Origin of the sequence: Achromobacter sp. (genome assembly GCF_032102605.1) — a bacterium.
In the GTDB taxonomy this organism is placed as follows: Bacteria; Pseudomonadota; Gammaproteobacteria; order Burkholderiales; family Burkholderiaceae_B; genus Achromobacter.
This window is the reverse complement of the sequence record NZ_DAMDGT010000002.1, coordinates 239,390-254,613: the sequence shown is the minus strand read 5'-3', so window position 1 is coordinate 254,613 and position 15,224 is coordinate 239,390. Positions and strand designations below refer to the sequence as shown.

Below are 15,224 nucleotides of genomic sequence, written 5' to 3'. Positions count from 1 at the left end.
GCATGAGCGATACGAAAACCATGATCGAGGTCCGAGGCCTCGGAAAGATGTTCACCCTGCACAACCAGGGCGGCATGCGGCTGCCGGTGCTGGAGTCGGTGGACTTTGATGCCGGCGCCGGCGACTGCCTGGTGCTGGCGGGGCCTTCGGGCACGGGCAAGAGCACCTTGCTGCGCTGCCTGTATGGCAACTATCTTGCGACCGAAGGCAGCATTAGCGTGCGCGCCGGCGACGAATGGCTGGAAATGGTGGGCGCGCCGGAGCAGCGGATCCTGGCGCTGCGCCGCGACGTGATTGGCTATGTCAGCCAGTTCCTTCGGGTGATTCCGCGAGTGTCCGCGCTGGAGGTGGTGGCCGAGCCCCTGCGCATGGCCGGCGTGGACGGCGACGAGGCGCGCAGCCGCGCCGCCACGCTGCTCCAGCGGCTGAACGTGCCGCCGCGTCTGTGGGGCCTGGCGCCCGCCACCTTTTCGGGCGGCGAGCAGCAACGCGTGAACATCGCGCGCGGCTTCATCGCGGGGCATCCCATCCTGCTGCTGGACGAGCCCACCGCCTCGCTGGACGCAGACAATCGGCAGGTGGTCATCGACCTGATCCGCGAGGCCCGCGCCGCCGGCCGCTGCCTGCTGGGCATCTTCCACGACGCGCAGGTGCGCGATGCCGTGGCCACCCAGACCCTGGCGCTGCGCCCGGCGCTGCCCGTTACGGCCGACATGGAGTGATCATGCAGACGACATACCTGACCAACGCGCGCGTCGTGCTGGCCGACCAGGTCCTGGAGAACAGCGCGGTCTTGATCGGCGACGGCTGCATCTTCGCCGTCGAGCCGGACGGGGCGCGGGCGGACCACGTGGTCGATCTGCAGGGCCAGACTCTCATGCCCGGCCTGATCGACCTGCACTGCGACGCCATCGAGAAGGAAGCCGAACCGCGTTCACGTGTGCTGTTCCCGCTGGATTTCGCGGTGGCGCAGGTGGACCGCCGCAATGCCGCGGCGGGCATCACGACGCCGTACCATGCGCTGTCGTTCGCCAACAGCGAATGGGGCGTGCGCAACAACCAGACCGCCGCGCAGGTGGTGCGCACGGTGCGCGCCTTCCGGGATCACAGCCTGGTGGACAACCGGATCCACTGCCGCTACGAGGTCACCGACGAAACATCGGTGGACGTGCTGTGCGCCTTGATGGAGGAAGGGGCCGTCGACCTGCTGTCCGTGATGGACCATTCGCCGGGACAGGGCCAGTTCAAGACACTGGAGTCCTATCTGCAATACATGATGGGCAACCACGCGATGAGCCGCGAACAGGCGGAAGAGGCTGCGCTGTCCAAGGTGCGCGCCAAGGACGGGGCGGTCGAACGCGTGAAGGCGCTGCTGGCGCACGCGCAGGCGCGCGGCATACCCACGGCCAGCCACGACGACGATTCCATCCAGCGCATCGCCACGATGCGCAACCTGGGCGTGGCCATGAGCGAATTCCCGATCACGCTGGACACGGCGCGCGCGGCGGTGTCCTGCGGTCTGCCTACCATCCTGGGCGCGCCCAACGTGCTGCGGGGCCAGAGCCAAAGCGGCTCCATGCGCGCCATTGACGCCATCCGCGCCGGCGTGGCGAGCTGCCTGTGTTCGGACTACCAGCCGTCCACGCTGATCGCCGCCGCCTTCGCGGCGCAGGCGCAGTCGGACCTGACGCTGCCGCAGGCCGCGGCGCTGGTCACCCGGAATCCGGCGCTTGCCTGCGGGCTGGCGGATCGGGGCAGCATCGCGCCCGGCCTGCGCGCGGACCTCGTGGCGGTGGCCCAGGTGGGCGCGCAGCCCTTGATCAGCCGAACGTGGTCCGCGGGGCGGCTGGTATTCTCGACCCACTATCCGCCGCGGCGCGCCCAAGCGGGCAACACGAGCGCCGCAGAAAGCCTGGCGGCCTGACGCGATTTCCGGAGAAGCGCGATGAATCCAATCGTGACCGCCGTGGCGTTGAGCCAGGCGCATACGTTCACCAAGGCGGTTGCGCCCGCCATCACGCTGCTGGAAGGACTGGGCGTGGAAGGCGACGCGCACATGGGCGTCACCGTCAAGCACCGTTCCCGCGTGCGGGCGGATCCCACGCAGCCCAATCTTCGCCAGGTGCATCTGATCCATGGCGAACTGCATGACGAACTGCTGCAGGCGGGCTTCAACGTGGCCGAGGGCACGATGGGGGAGAACATCACCACCCGCGGCATCGATCTGCTCGGGCTGCCGCGTGGGGCGCGGCTGCATATCGGCGAAACGGCGATCGTCGAAATCACCGGTCTGCGCAATCCGTGCGCGCAGCTGGACCACTACCAGAAGGGCCTGACCGCCGCCGTCCTGGGCCGCAATCCTGACGGCAGCCTCATCCGCCGCGCGGGCGTCATGGGCATCGTGCTGGCGGGCGGCCAGGTCTGCGCGGGCGATGCGATCCGGGTGGACCTGCCGCCGGCTCCGCACATGCCGCTGGAACGCGTCTAGTGTCTCTTTGCATCCCGCAACACGTGCGCATGTCCTAGGCGCAAAAACATCGCCTGCCGCCACAGACGGAGGGGCCCGCATCTGGTTAAATGGCGGAAAGGCTTAACGGCCTAGGGCGGGCCGCGTCTTTTGCGGCGCGCCATTCCATTTTCCGGAGCCCGAGATGGCACGATTCATTTTCACTCAAGACGTCGAAGAACCCGATCTGTGGGCGGCCGAAAACGTCGCGGCCGGCGAAGGCAGGCCTCCCATCCACGTCATGATCCAAACCGATGGCGAGGAACCCGGCGGCGCCGCGTCCAAAGTGGTCAAGGCCATCATCGACAACCTTGACGACCAGATCCTCGCCGCGTCCGAATTCCTGCTCGACAACTATTCGTACGAACATTGCAAGAAACTGGGCATCGAAGATGACCAGCTCCTGCCGGAGGAAACTGCCGAGGCCATGGCCGAAAAGGCCGTGCTGCGCGCCTTGTGGCTGTTCGACGAAGATGGCGACGGCTATGAACTCTGGTTCACGCTGCCTTGGGATCCGGTGCATACGTACGACGTCGAATTCGAAGACGGCACGCCCGTGTCCTGCTCCGTCAACGATTGATATCCACGAACCCGGCAGCGGCGCATGCCGGTCGGCCCTTCGGCTGGCCGGCTAGCCAGGCCGGTTCGCACACAACGACTCGCGCCGTTCAAGGGGCCAGTTCGTATTTCGTCGCCAGGCTCTGGCCCAGCGATTCGTCATAGCGATAGCGCACTTTCAGCGGCTTGCCCCGATGGATGCTGCGGGTCGCAACATTCTCCAACGCCACATCGACGTCCCGATTCACGAACTGCGTGCAATCGGTGTCGGCGCGTTCGCCGTCGGGAATCTCGGCGGCTTTGACCTTCAATTTGAACGTCACCTGCGTCAGCTCCGTGCCATCCGTTCGGAATTGCCGGAAGGTCGTGGGCAGGTTGGACACGGTGCCCGAAAGATCACACGAAATAAGGGTCCAGGCGTGGGCGGGGGGCGTAATGGCCAGGACGCCGGCGGCCAGCGCGGCGGCAGCGGCGGTCCGGTGAAATAGCGCGGAGATCATGGCATGCGGGCAGGGCGCGGCGCCCATGCGCACCGCGCCGGTAAGAGACCAGAAGGGCTTCTATGTTGCGCCGGGCACGGCGGTCGGTCAAGCATGCGCCGGCCATGAAAAAACGGGCCTTGCGGCCCGTTTTTTCATGCGTCCTGGGTAGCGGCCGACGGGGCCTGCACACCATCGGCGGGCGGCTGCGCCGGCAGGTCTTCCTCTTTGCCTTCCAGCTTTGCGATCACGGCGGTGGCCAGGCTGTTGCCGACCACGTTGGTGGCGGTGCGCCCCATGTCGAAGAACTGGTCGATGCCCATGATCAGCAGCAGGCCGGCTTCCGGCAGGTGGAACATCGGCAGCGTCGCAGCCACCACGACCAGCGACGCGCGCGCGACGCCGGCCATGCCCTTGCTGGTCACCATCAGCACCAGCAACAGGGTGAGCTGCTGCGCGAAGCTCATTTCGATGTTGTAGGCCTGCGCGATGAACAGCACCGCAAAGGACTGGTACATCATCGAACCGTCCAGGTTGAACGAATAGCCCAGCGGCAGCACGAAGCCCGAAATCCGCTTGGACACCCCAAACCGCTCCAGGGCCTCGATCGTCTTGGGATAGGCGGACTCGCTGCTGGCGGTAGAGAACGCCAGCAGGGTGGGTTCCTTGATCAGACCGCCCAGGCGGAACGTGGACTTGCCCAGGAACAGGTAGCCGACGCCGAACAGGATGGCCCACAGCAGCGCCAGGCCCAGGTAGAACTCGCCGATCAGCTTGCCGTAGCTGACCAGCACGCCCAGGCCTTCGGTGGTGATGGCGGCGGCCATGGCGGCGAACACGCCCAGCGGCGCAAAGCGCATCACGTAGTCGGTCACGCGGAACATGATCTTGGCCAGCTCGTCGATCATGTTGTAGATGGTGTTGTGGCCCTTGCCTCGGATGAACGACAGCGCCGCGCCGAAGAACAGCGAGAACACCAGGATCTGCAGGATCTCGTTGTTCGCCATGGCTTCGGCGATGCTCTTGGGAAACACGTGCGCGATAAAGGCCTTGAGCGTGAAGTCTCCCGTCTTCAGGCCCGAGGTCACGCCCGTGTCCGGTATCGCCAGGTTCATGTGGGCGCCGGGCTGGAAGATGTTGACCAGGGCCAGGCCCAGCAGCAGGGAGATCGCGGATGCGGCGATGAACCAGATCATGGCGCGCATGCCGATGCGGCCCACGGCGCTGGCGTCGCTCATGCTGGCCAGGCCGGTCACCAGCGTTGCGAACACGAGCGGCGCGATGATCATCTTGATCATGCGCAGGAAGATGTCGGTGATAAGGCTGAAGTACGAGGCGATCTGCGTCGCCTCCTGCTGGTTCTGCGCGAACTTGTTGCAGAAGTAGCCCACCACGATGCCCAGCACCATGGCGATGCCGATATAACGCGTCAGCTTCTTAGTGTTCATGTTCAAAACGGGATAACGGGGAGCCGCCGCCGGACCCAAGGGGCCAGGCCCGCCGGCATGGGGCGGGGCAGGACGGTCCGGTGAGGGACATGCCAGGGCCCGGGGATGATGCTCGGGTTAACCCTTGGGGCGCGATGTTAACGCCGTCAACCTGACAGCCAGTTGTCAGTTTGGGGGCGGTTCGCTTGCGGTGACGAGGCCGCCCGTGGCGCGCAGGCCTACGGTGACAACGCGGCTCGCCATACGGCCCAAACACACCGCCGGCATGCCAGAATGGCTTCGCCGGCCTTGAAGGCGAAGGCCGCGCGCCACTCTGGGAACCGGCCCCAAGCGGGGCGACATAGGAGACATAGCAATGCCGAATCGCGAATTGTCCGTGCTGGCTTCTGGATACACCTATCTGGAAGGGCTGCGCTGGCACGAGGGCCGCCTGTGGGCGTCGGACTTCTACACCGGGCAGGTCATCACCGTGACGCTGCAGGGCGCCGTGGACCGCGTCTGTCTAGTGCCGCAGCAGCCCTCCGGCCTGGGCTGGCTGCCCGACGGCCGCCTGCTGATCTCCTCCATGAAAGACCGCAAGCTGCTGCGCCGGGAGACCGACGGCACCTTGTCGGTTCACGCGGACCTGTCCGCACTGACGGGCGGCCTCGTCAACGACATGGTGGTGGACGCGCAGGGCAGGGCCTACGTCGGCAATTTCGGTTTCGACATCATGGCGGGCGAACCGGTCCGCACGACGACCCTGGTGCGCGTCGACCCGGACGGCGTGGCGCAGGTGGTGGCGGATGGGCTGTGCTTTCCCAACGGCTCGTTCATCACGCCTGACGGCAAGACCCTGATCGTCAACGAGACCTTCGCCAATCGCATCTCGGAATTCGACATCCAGGCCAACGGCGTGCTTGGACCCCGTCGGGATTGGGCCAACTTCGGCGACCTGCCGGACAGCGACGACCTGTCCACGCTGATCACCGCATCGGCGATCGCGCCGGACGGCGGCGCGCTGGACGAAGAAGGCGCGCTCTGGGTGGGCGACGCCATCGGCAAGCGCATCGTGCGCGTGGAACGCGGCGGCAGGATCCTGGAGCAGATCGATACCGGCGAATTCGGCATTTTCGCCGCCGCGCTGGGCGGCCCCGATGGCCGAACGCTGTTCATGGCGGCGGCGCCGGACTTCGTCGAGGCCAATCGCCGGGCCAAGCCGCAGGCGCGGATCCTGACTGCCCGAGTGGACGTGCCCCACGCCGGCCGGCCGTAGGCCCGAAGGGGGAAAGCCAGGGCCCGCCCGCGCGGCGCTGCGCCTTGCGGTCTGGGCCGCAAGGCTGGATATCGATCGCACTCAACCATGCGGTTTCGTCTGAATGGATAGGATACCGGCCGTTGCAAGACCTTTCTTCGATTCCCCCGTAAAATCACCCCATTCAGCAGGACTTCAACCATCTTTCAATAGACAGTACCTAAGGAGGACCACTCATGGCCCTAGTCTCCATGCGCCAGTTGCTCGACCACGCCGCCGAGCACGGCTACGGCATTCCGGCTTTCAACGTCAACAACCTGGAACAGGTCCAGGCCATCATGGAAGCCGCGGCGGAGACCGACAGCCCGGTGATCATGCAGGCCTCGGCCGGCGCGCGCAAATACGCGGGCGAAGGCTTCCTGAAGTACCTGATCCAGGCCGCCGTTGAGTCCTATCCCCACATCCCCGTGGTCATGCACCAAGACCACGGCCAGTCGCCCAAGATCTGCCAAGGCGCCATCGACCTGGGCTTCTCCAGCGTCATGATGGACGGCTCGCTTAAGGAAGACGGCAAGACCATCGCCGACTACGACTACAACGTCGAAGTCACCAAGAAGGTCGTCGACATCGCGCACAAGCTGGGCGTCACCGTCGAAGGCGAACTCGGCTGCCTGGGTTCCCTGGAAACCATGGAAGGCGACAAGGAAGACGGCCACGGCGCCGACGGCAAGCTGACCATGGACCAGCTCCTGACCGACCCGGAACAGGCCGCCGACTTCGTGCGCCGCACCCAGCTCGACGCCCTGGCCATCGCCATCGGCACCAGCCACGGCGCCTACAAGTTCACGCGCAAGCCCACCGGCGACATCCTGTCGATCTCCCGCATCAAGGAAATTCACGCCCGCCTGCCCAACACCCACCTGGTGATGCACGGCAGCTCCAGCGTGCCGCAGGAACTGCTGGCCGAAATCCGTGAATTCGGCGGCAACATGAAGGAAACCTACGGCGTGCCCGTCGAGGAAATCCAGGAAGCCATCAAGTACGGCGTGCGCAAGATCAATATCGACACCGATATCCGTCTGGCCATGACCGGCGCGATCCGCCGCTTCTTCGCCGAGAACCCCGAAAAGTTCGACCCGCGCGAATACCTCAAGCCGGCCCGCGCCGCCGCCAAGGCCATCTGTGTCGCTCGCTACAACGAGTTCGGCACCGCCGGCAACGCCAGCAAGATCAAGGCGCTGCCCCTGACCGACATCGCCGCGCAATACGCGTCGGGCAAGCTGGCCCAGGTTGTGCAATAAGGTTCAGGCCGATGCCGCCCTCCAGGGCGGCAAAGGTGAAAAAGGCTGGCCCTCGCGGGCCAGCCTTTTTTTGTTTGCGCGGCGCAACGGCCTCGGCGACCGCCGTTACGCCGGCGAATTCCTTGGAAAATGCGGCACGGTGCGATCCACGTGGTGCCACGACGGCGCGGACTCCGTCCAAAGACTGACCTTGGCATGAAACGCCTCGGGGTCGTCCAGGGATCCCGCGCGCACCACTTCGTAGCCCATGCCTTCCGAACCGCCGAATAGCGGCGTGCCACAGGAAGCGCAGAAACTGCGCATGACCGTGTGGCCGGAATCTCCCTGGTAGCGGTGCTCTTTCGGCTGGCCGCGCAGCAGCGTCACGGCGCCTGACGGAAAGATCAGCGCATGGGCCGGGGCGCCGCCGCTGGAGTACTGGCAGTCCCGGCAATGGCAGGTGGCCGCCGTGATGGGTTCGTCCGTCAGCGCATAACGGACCGCGCCGCACTGGCAGCCGCCTGTCATGTGCACCTGCGCGTCGGCGTGGGGCATGCGTTTGGGGGAAGCATCCTGCATACGACTCTGTCTCCGGGCGGTGGGTTGCGCCGTGACGCTCGGGGCGGCCGGCGCGAATCATGGTTGGGAAAGAAAGCCTAACCCGGCCCCCGGCGTGCGGCAAGGTGAACTTATTTGCAGTAATCTATGCGCTTTGCAGGGGCCGCCATCCGGCGCTGTTCCCGCCCAGTATCCGATTTCGTTCCACTTCCCGCCCTGGCGCCCGCCCGCGGCGGGAATGTTCATTTTTGCCATAGGCCATTCCCGTGACTTCTGCTTTGCATGAATCCAGCATCAAGTCCTTGCCGCTGCTGGGCCGCGGTAAGGTGCGCGATATGTACGCCGTCGGCGACGACAAGCTGCTGATCGTCGCCTCGGACCGCATCTCCGCCTTCGACGTGATCCTTGACGACCCCATTCCCGGCAAGGGACAGGTGCTGACCGAGCTGACCGAATTCTGGTTGCAGAAGCTGGCCCACATCCTGCCGAATCACTCCACCGGCGTGAAGCCCGAGGACGTGGTCGCGCCGGACGAGGTGGATCAGGTGCGCGGCCGCGCCGTGGTGGTGAAGCGCCTGAAGCCGATCCTGGTGGAAGCGGTTGCCCGCGGCTACCTGATCGGATCCGGCTGGAAGGACTATCAGGCCACCGGCGCCGTCTGCGGCATCAAGCTGCCGGCCGGCCTGCAACAGGCCAGCAAGCTGCCCGAGCCCATCTTCACGCCCGCCGCCAAGGCCGAATTCGGCATGCACGACGAAAACGTGGACTTCGCGCACGTGGTCAAGGAAGTCGGCCAGGAAATGGCCGAGCGCATCCGCGACGTCACGCTCAAGCTCTACGCCGAGGCCGCCAGCTTCGCGGCCACCAAGGGCATCATCATCGCCGACACCAAGTTCGAATTCGGCCTGGACGACAACGGCACCTTGCACTTGATGGACGAAGTGCTGACGCCGGATTCGTCGCGCTTCTGGCCCGCCGACGGCTACCGCGTCGGCATCAGCCCCCCGTCGTTCGACAAGCAATTTGTGCGCGACTGGCTCGAAACGCAAACCTGGGACAAGACGCCGCCCGCCCCGCGCCTGCCGCAGGACGTGCTGGAAAAGACGGCCGCCAAGTACCGCGAAGCACTGGATCGCCTGATCGCCTGATCGGCAAGGCTCCGCCCGAAAAACCCGCTCAATGCCGAGCGGGTTTTTTTGTATCCGGACGGATGACATGCCAAGGGGAAACCCGAAGATTTGGATAGCAATTATTTCGGATTGTTACGTTATACTCGTCCGCTGCCGGGCTTGAGATGCCCGAATGGAGGAGCGCTGCATGGTGATGATGTTGCCCTTTCTGACCGGGATGCTCGCGGTCTGGTTCGGAATGCTGGGAAGGCGCCGTCCCTGTGTCACGTTCTGGCTGCTGACCCTGGCGATATTTGCGGCCTGGTGCAACTATCACATGACCAGTCCGCTGGCATTGTCTCTGTGATTCGCGGGCGATGATCTTCTCCCGGAATCCCGCGCGCGGCTCGCGCATCCTCAACGGCCTGGCCCTCCTGGGCGTCAGCGCCATTCTCTACATGGCCTTTGCCTGGCAGTTCGCCTACGGCGAGCTGCCGTGCCCGCTATGCCTGTTGCAGCGCGTCGCGCTGATGCTTGCCGGCGTGGGTTTCCTGCTGAACATGCGGCTGGGCCCGTCGCCGATGCACTACGCGATGAGCATCGCGGCGGCGCTGGGCGGCATGCTGGCCTCGGGCCGGCAGGTCTTGCTGCACATCGCGCCGGGCGATCCCGGCTACGGCACGCCGTTCCTGGGCCTGCATTTCTATACCTGGGCGTTCATCGCCTTCTCGGCCATCATCGTGTTCTGCGTGGTGATGCTGTGCGTCGACCGCAAATGGGGCGACAGCATGCTGAAAAAGCCGGTGTCCGCGCTGGGCGTGTTGGTCATGACCCTGTTTTTCGTCGTGGTGCTGGCCAACGCGGGCAGCACCACGTTGCAGTGCGGCTTCGGCCCTTGTCCGGACGACCCCGTCAGCTATCTTTGGCTGGAAAGCGCGACCGCGCCGTAGCGGTTCGCCCACGCCGGGTAAAATAACGGGTTTCGCGGGCTGGTTCCGCGGTCCTCCGACATTTCGCGGCCCCTGCGCCGCGGTCTCAACTTTTACACACCGGTTATGACAGCCAAGACTTCCGCAGCGGCAGAGGCCACCCCCGTGGTGGGCGTGATTATGGGATCTTCCAGTGATTGGGAGGTCATGAAACACGCGGTGACCATGCTCGAGGATTTCGGCGTGGCCTACGAGGCGCGCGTGATCTCCGCGCACCGCATGCCGCAGGACATGGCTGAATACGGCGCGGCGGCCCACGCCCGCGGCCTGCGCGGCATCATCGCCGGCGCCGGCGGCGCGGCGCACCTGCCCGGCATGATGGCCGCCCTGACCGAAGTGCCAGTGTTTGGCGTGCCGGTCCCGTCCAAGTACCTGCGTGGCGAAGACTCGCTGCTTTCCATCGTGCAGATGCCCAAGGGCGTGCCGGTTGCCACCTTCGCCATCGGCGAGGCGGGCGCGGCCAACGCGGCCTTGCACGTGATCGCCACGCTGGCAGGCACCGACGCCGCCCTGCACGAAAAGCTGGTGGCCTTCCGCGCCCGCCAGACGCAGGCCGCGCGCGACATGAAGGTTCCGCCCGAGGCTTGATACGAATGACTCAATCGACTGCTTTCATGATTGCTCCCGGCGGCTGGCTCGGCATGCTGGGCGGCGGACAACTCGGCCGCATGTTCTGCCACGCGGCGCAAAGCCTGGGCTACAAGGTCGCGGTGCTGGATCCGGCCGAGGAGTGTCCGGCGGGCATGGTCGCCGACCTGCACATCCGCGGCGCCTACGACGACGAGGACGGTCTTGCGCGGCTGGCCCAGACCTGTCAGGCCGTCACCACCGAATTCGAGAACGTGCCTGCCGACAGCCTTCGCGCCCTGGCGACGCGTTGCCGTGTCAGCCCCGCGGGCGACGCCGTCGCCATCGTGCAGGACCGCATTGCGGAAAAGACGTTCATCGCCTCGCAAGGCATCCCCGTCGCGCCGCACGCCGCCATCCGCAGCGAAGCCGACCTGCGCGCCGCTTCCGACGCGCTGTTTCCCGGCATCCTGAAGGTCGCCCGCCTGGGCTATGACGGCAAGGGCCAGGCGCGCATCGACACGCGCGAAGAAGCGCTGGCCGCGTTCGCGGAATTCGGCGGCGTGGCCTGCGTGCTGGAAGCGCTGATGCCGCTGGACTACGAGATCTCGGTGGTGCTGGCGCGCGGATTCGACGGCGCCAGCGTGGTGTTTCCGGTTGCGCGCAACGTGCATCGCGACGGCATCCTGGCGGTGTCCACCGCCGCACCCGTGCAGCAGGACGCGGCGCATGCCGAACGCCAGGCGCGCGCCACCGAGGCGGCGCAAGCCATCGCGCAGGGCCTGGGCTACCACGGCGTGCTGTGCGTGGAATTCTTCGTGCTGAAGGACGGCAGCCTGATCGTCAACGAGATCGCGCCGCGTCCGCACAATAGCGGCCACTACACGATCGACGCCTGCGTCACGAGCCAGTTCGAGCAGCAGGCGCGCGCCATGGCCGGCCTGCCGCTGGGCGGCACGGACTTGCTGGCGCCCGCCGTCATGCTGAACATCCTGGGCGACATCTGGTATGCGTCCGACGCCGACACCACGCAGCGCGAGCCCGACTGGGCGGCCGCGCTGGCGGTGCCGTCCGCCAAGCTGCACCTGTACGGCAAGCACGAAGCGCGCCGTGGCCGCAAGATGGGCCACGTCACCATCGTGGCGCCGACCCTGCAGCAGGCGCGCGAGGACGCCGCCCGCGTGGCGGCGGCGCTGGGCATGCAGGCGCCTGAATAAAGCGCCGACGATCCGATGTCCTTGTCCACGCCTGATTCCGCCAGCGCCGCGGAAATCGCCCTCGCCGCCCAGCGCCTGCTGGACGGCGAGCTGGCCGCCTTTCCGACCGAGACCGTCTATGGCCTGGGTGCGGATGCCGAAAACCCGCAGGCCGTCGCCCGGATCTATGCGGCCAAGGGCCGGCCGTCGAATCACCCCGTCATCGTGCACATCGCGCCGCAAGGCGACGTGTCGTACTGGGCGGCGGAAGTGCCGCCCGAAGCGCGTCTTTTGATCGACGCCTTCTGGCCGGGCCCGCTGACGTTGATTCTGAAGCGCGCGCCGCACATCGTCGACACGGTCAGCGGCGGCCAGGACAGCATCGGCATCCGCTGCCCGTCCCATCCGGTGGCGCAGGCGCTGCTGGCGGCGTTCGCGGCGGGCAAGCCCAACGGACAGGGCGGCGTGGCCGCGCCGTCGGCCAACAAGTTTGGCCAGGTGTCGCCCACGCGCGCCGAGCACGTGCGCAGCGAATTCCCCGAGGAAGTCGCGGCCGGCATGCCGGTGCTGGAAGGCGGCGCTTCGGAAGTCGGCATCGAATCCACCATTCTCGACCTGTCGCGCCTGGACCGCGGCGCCGGCCCGGTGCTGCTGCGTCCCGGGCACATCAGCGCCGCACAGATCGAAGCCGTGCTGGGTGTGCAGGTGTTCGCGCCCGACGCCGCGGCGCCGCGGGCCTCCGGCACGCTGAAGGCGCATTACGCGCCGCGCACGCCCTTGGAACTGGCCAGCGACGAGCGCATGCGCGACGTGCTGGCGGGGCGCAATCTGCCCGAAGGCCGGGTCGTGCTGGTGGCGTATTCCGCCCAGCCCGCAACGGCGCACGCGCGAGTGCAATGGCAGCCGGTGCCGCAGGACCCCGCCCGCTACGCGCAAGCGCTGTACGGGTTGCTGCGCGACCTGGACGGGCAGGGCTACGCCCGCATCATCGTGCAGGCGCCGCCCGCTACCGACGATTGGCACGCGGTCAACGACCGCATCGGCCGGGCGGCCGCAGCGTTCACGCTGGACACCACCGGTCTGTAGCCTGGCCGCCGCTCAGGCGGCCAGGAATTCCCCGATTCTTTCCACGGCCTGCCTCAAAGGCGGCAGGAACTCGTCCTTCAATCGGCTGAGCGGCACGCGCGCCGCCTTGACGCTGACGTTCACCGCGCCGCAGGCCTTGCCGCTGGCCGAACGCACCGCCACCGAGATGGCGCGCACGTTCAGTTCCAGTTCCTGGTCCACCACCGCGTAATCCTGCTCACGGATGCGGGAGAGCTCGGCGCGCAGCTTCGCCTCGGTGGTCAGCGTGTATTCCGTATAGGGCTGAAGGTCGGTTGCGGCGAAATACCGTGCCAGCGCGGGTTCGGGCAATTGCGCCAGCAGCACCCGTCCGATGGACGTGCAGTACGCCGGCAGCCTGCTGCCCAGTCCCATTGACGTGGCCAGCAGGCGATTCACCTCGGACCGCGCCAGATACAGCATTTCATGGCCTTCCATGATGGCCAGGGCGCAGGTCTCGTTCACGGTCGCGCTCAGTTCCTCCAGCACGGGCTGCGCCAGGGACACGAACGGCGTGGACGAGAAGTACGCATAGCCCAGGCCCAGGATGCGCGGCGTCAGCACATAGAGCCGGCCGTGCTGTTCCGCCATTCCCAAGAGGATCAGGGTATGCAGGCAACGCTGCACGACCGCGCGGGGCAGGCCGGCGCGCCGGCTCAGTTCGGCGGCGGTCTGCGGATGACGACGCGTGCCGAAGGCGCGGATCACGTGCAGGCCGCGCGCCAGCGTCAGCATGTAGTCCGGATCGCCGCGCAACTGGTCGGGATGGTCTTCGGCCGCGGGCGGCGCGGCGTAGCCGGGAGGAGGAATGTTCGGCAGCATCAGCCCGCGCGCAGCGGCGCTCCGGTGCGGGCCTGCAGATCAGTCAGCGTCATGCCGTCGATCATATCGCGGACGACCAGGCCGTCCGGCGTGACGTCGATGACCGCCAGGTCCGTGTAGATCCGGTCGACCACGCCCGCGCCCGTGAGCGGGTACGTGCAGCGTTCGACGATCTTGGGATCGCCGTTCTTGCTGTTGTGTTCCATCATGATGTAGACGCTGCGCGCGCCCACGGCCAGGTCCATCGCGCCGCCCACGGCCGGCGCTTCGCCGGGCTTGTTGAGCGACCAGTTCGCCAGGTCGCCGTTGGCGGCGACCTGCATGCCGCCCATGACGCAGATGTCCAGATGGCCGCCGCGCATCATCGCGAACGAGTCGGCGTGGTGAAAGTACGAGCCGCCGGCAAGCAGCGTGACGGGCTGCTTGCCGGCGTTGATGAGGTCCAGGTTGATGTCGGCTTCGGCGGGCGGCGGGCCCATGCCCAGGATGCCGTTTTCGCTGTGCAGCACGATCTCGCGGCCGGGCGGCAGATGCGCGCCCACCAGCACCGGCATGCCGATGCCCAGGTTCACGTAGCTGCCGTCGGGGATGTCCAGGGCCAGGCGGCGCGCCATGGCCTCTCGGGTCAGGGGACTGAACATGCGGGCTCCTTTTGGATGCTTGGGGCCTAGCTGGAAAATGCCGCGTTGGCGACTTCCGTGACGCGCTGGACGAAGATGCCGGGTGTGACCACCGCTTCGGGCGGCAATTCGCCCAGCGCGGCCTTGGCGCGCACCTGCACGATGGTCGTCCTGGCCGCCATGCACATGATGGGGCCGAAGTTGCGCGCGCTCATGTTGTAGGTCAGGTTGCCCCAGCGGTCGCCGCGGTCTGCCTTGACCAGCGCAAAGTCGCCATGCAGCGGCTCCTCGAACACGTGGCCGCGTCCGTTGATCATGCGGGTTTCCTTGCCACGGGCAAGCTCGGTGCCATAGGCGGTGGGCGTGAAGAAGCCGCCCAGTCCCGCGCCCGCCGCGCGCAGGCGCTCGGCAATGGTGCCCTGCGGCACGCATTCCAGCTCGATGCGGCCCTGGCGGTAGAGCTCGTCGAAGACCCACGAATGCGACGCCTTGGGAAACGAGCAGATGACCTTGCGCACGCGTCCGGCCTTGACCAGCGCGGCCAGGCCGGTTTCGCGGTTGCCGGCGTTGTTGCTGACCACGGTGAGTTCGCGCGCGCCCTGGTCGATCAGCGCGTGGATCAGTTCAGTGGGCATGCCGGCGCCGCCGAATCCGCTGATCAGGACGGTGGCGCCGTCGTGGATGTCCGACACGGCGGCTTCCGGGGTGTCGATGAACTTGTCGATCATGAGGGGCTCCGTCGAAGCCGGGCGCG

The 15,224-nt window shown here is 66.7% G+C and carries 18 protein-coding genes; 12 read left to right on the top strand and 6 right to left on the bottom strand.

Annotation, left to right across the window (positions count from 1 at the left end):
- The first annotated feature begins 2 nt into the window (after positions 1-2).
- From phnL to RT614_RS05825, 4 genes are all read left to right on the top strand, one after another.
- Positions 3-722, top strand: coding sequence for a phosphonate C-P lyase system protein PhnL (phnL, locus tag RT614_RS05840; RefSeq protein WP_313620930.1), 720 nt, complete (start codon positions 3-5; stop codon positions 720-722).
- 2 nt (positions 723-724) lie between these two features.
- The gene (locus tag RT614_RS05835) at positions 725-1,924 is read left to right on the top strand and encodes an alpha-D-ribose 1-methylphosphonate 5-triphosphate diphosphatase (RefSeq protein WP_313620929.1); all 1,200 of its coding nucleotides are present in this window, start codon (positions 725-727) and stop codon (positions 1,922-1,924) included.
- A gap of 21 nt (positions 1,925-1,945) precedes the next feature.
- Positions 1,946-2,488 (top strand): MOSC domain-containing protein, encoded by a 543-nt coding sequence (locus RT614_RS05830; protein ID WP_313620928.1) that lies wholly within the window; start codon positions 1,946-1,948, stop codon positions 2,486-2,488.
- Positions 2,489-2,651: 163 nt separating this feature from the next.
- On the top strand, positions 2,652-3,086 hold the full coding sequence (locus tag RT614_RS05825; RefSeq protein WP_313620926.1) for a hypothetical protein: 435 nt from the start codon (positions 2,652-2,654) through the stop codon (positions 3,084-3,086).
- Positions 3,087-3,174: 88 nt separating this feature from the next.
- Here RT614_RS05825 and RT614_RS05820 read toward each other — a convergent pair whose 3' ends face one another.
- Positions 3,175-3,591 carry a hypothetical protein gene (locus RT614_RS05820; protein WP_313620924.1) on the bottom strand — a complete coding sequence of 139 codons (417 nt, stop codon included), beginning with the start codon at positions 3,589-3,591 and terminating at the stop codon, positions 3,175-3,177.
- Positions 3,592-3,698: 107 nt separating this feature from the next.
- Complete coding sequence (locus RT614_RS05815; RefSeq protein WP_313620922.1) at positions 3,699-4,991, bottom strand: dicarboxylate/amino acid:cation symporter; 1,293 nt, start codon at positions 4,989-4,991, stop codon at positions 3,699-3,701.
- A gap of 355 nt (positions 4,992-5,346) precedes the next feature.
- On the opposite strand from RT614_RS05815, the gene RT614_RS05810 reads away from it, so the two are divergent.
- Both RT614_RS05810 and fba read left to right on the top strand, forming a co-directional pair.
- Positions 5,347-6,246 carry an SMP-30/gluconolactonase/LRE family protein gene (locus RT614_RS05810; RefSeq protein ID WP_313620920.1) on the top strand — a complete coding sequence of 300 codons (900 nt, stop codon included), beginning with the start codon at positions 5,347-5,349 and terminating at the stop codon, positions 6,244-6,246.
- A 215-nt stretch (positions 6,247-6,461) separates the two neighbouring features.
- Positions 6,462-7,526, top strand: coding sequence for a class II fructose-bisphosphate aldolase (fba, locus tag RT614_RS05805; protein ID WP_313620919.1), 1,065 nt, complete (start codon positions 6,462-6,464; stop codon positions 7,524-7,526).
- A gap of 105 nt (positions 7,527-7,631) precedes the next feature.
- Here the strand turns inward: fba and RT614_RS05800 are convergent, their stop codons facing one another.
- A complete protein-coding gene (locus RT614_RS05800; RefSeq protein ID WP_313620917.1) occupies positions 7,632-8,084 on the bottom strand; it encodes a GFA family protein in 453 nt (150 codons plus the stop codon).
- 245 nt (positions 8,085-8,329) lie between these two features.
- Between RT614_RS05800 and RT614_RS05795 the strand changes: the two genes are divergently transcribed.
- The 6 genes from RT614_RS05795 to RT614_RS05770 all read left to right on the top strand — a co-directional run bounded on the left by RT614_RS05795 (position 8,330) and on the right by RT614_RS05770 (position 13,010).
- Positions 8,330-9,211, top strand: coding sequence for a phosphoribosylaminoimidazolesuccinocarboxamide synthase (locus tag RT614_RS05795; RefSeq protein ID WP_008162841.1), 882 nt, complete (start codon positions 8,330-8,332; stop codon positions 9,209-9,211).
- Between the two features lie 169 nt (positions 9,212-9,380).
- The gene (locus tag RT614_RS05790; RefSeq protein ID WP_313620914.1) at positions 9,381-9,539 is read left to right on the top strand and encodes a DUF5993 family protein; all 159 of its coding nucleotides are present in this window, start codon (positions 9,381-9,383) and stop codon (positions 9,537-9,539) included.
- Between the two features lie 10 nt (positions 9,540-9,549).
- The gene (locus tag RT614_RS05785; protein ID WP_313620913.1) at positions 9,550-10,122 is read left to right on the top strand and encodes a disulfide bond formation protein B; all 573 of its coding nucleotides are present in this window, start codon (positions 9,550-9,552) and stop codon (positions 10,120-10,122) included.
- A 105-nt stretch (positions 10,123-10,227) separates the two neighbouring features.
- Positions 10,228-10,749, top strand: a complete 522-nt coding sequence (gene purE, locus RT614_RS05780; protein ID WP_313620912.1) for a 5-(carboxyamino)imidazole ribonucleotide mutase — start codon at positions 10,228-10,230, stop codon at positions 10,747-10,749.
- A gap of 5 nt (positions 10,750-10,754) precedes the next feature.
- Positions 10,755-11,945, top strand: a complete 1,191-nt coding sequence (locus tag RT614_RS05775) for a 5-(carboxyamino)imidazole ribonucleotide synthase (RefSeq protein WP_313620910.1) — start codon at positions 10,755-10,757, stop codon at positions 11,943-11,945.
- Between the two features lie 15 nt (positions 11,946-11,960).
- The gene (locus RT614_RS05770; RefSeq protein ID WP_313620909.1) at positions 11,961-13,010 is read left to right on the top strand and encodes an L-threonylcarbamoyladenylate synthase; all 1,050 of its coding nucleotides are present in this window, start codon (positions 11,961-11,963) and stop codon (positions 13,008-13,010) included.
- A gap of 12 nt (positions 13,011-13,022) precedes the next feature.
- Here RT614_RS05770 and RT614_RS05765 read toward each other — a convergent pair whose 3' ends face one another.
- The 3 genes from RT614_RS05765 to RT614_RS05755 are packed head-to-tail and all read right to left on the bottom strand — an operon-like array spanning position 13,023 to position 15,198.
- Positions 13,023-13,850, bottom strand: coding sequence for an IclR family transcriptional regulator C-terminal domain-containing protein (locus RT614_RS05765; protein ID WP_313620908.1), 828 nt, complete (start codon positions 13,848-13,850; stop codon positions 13,023-13,025).
- Positions 13,850-14,491 (bottom strand): 3-oxoacid CoA-transferase subunit B, encoded by a 642-nt coding sequence (locus RT614_RS05760; RefSeq protein WP_313620907.1) that lies wholly within the window; start codon positions 14,489-14,491, stop codon positions 13,850-13,852. The genes RT614_RS05765 and RT614_RS05760 overlap by 1 nt, the downstream gene beginning before the upstream one ends.
- A gap of 26 nt (positions 14,492-14,517) precedes the next feature.
- On the bottom strand, positions 14,518-15,198 hold the full coding sequence (locus tag RT614_RS05755; protein ID WP_313620906.1) for a 3-oxoacid CoA-transferase subunit A: 681 nt from the start codon (positions 15,196-15,198) through the stop codon (positions 14,518-14,520).
- Positions 15,199-15,224 lie beyond the last annotated feature (26 nt).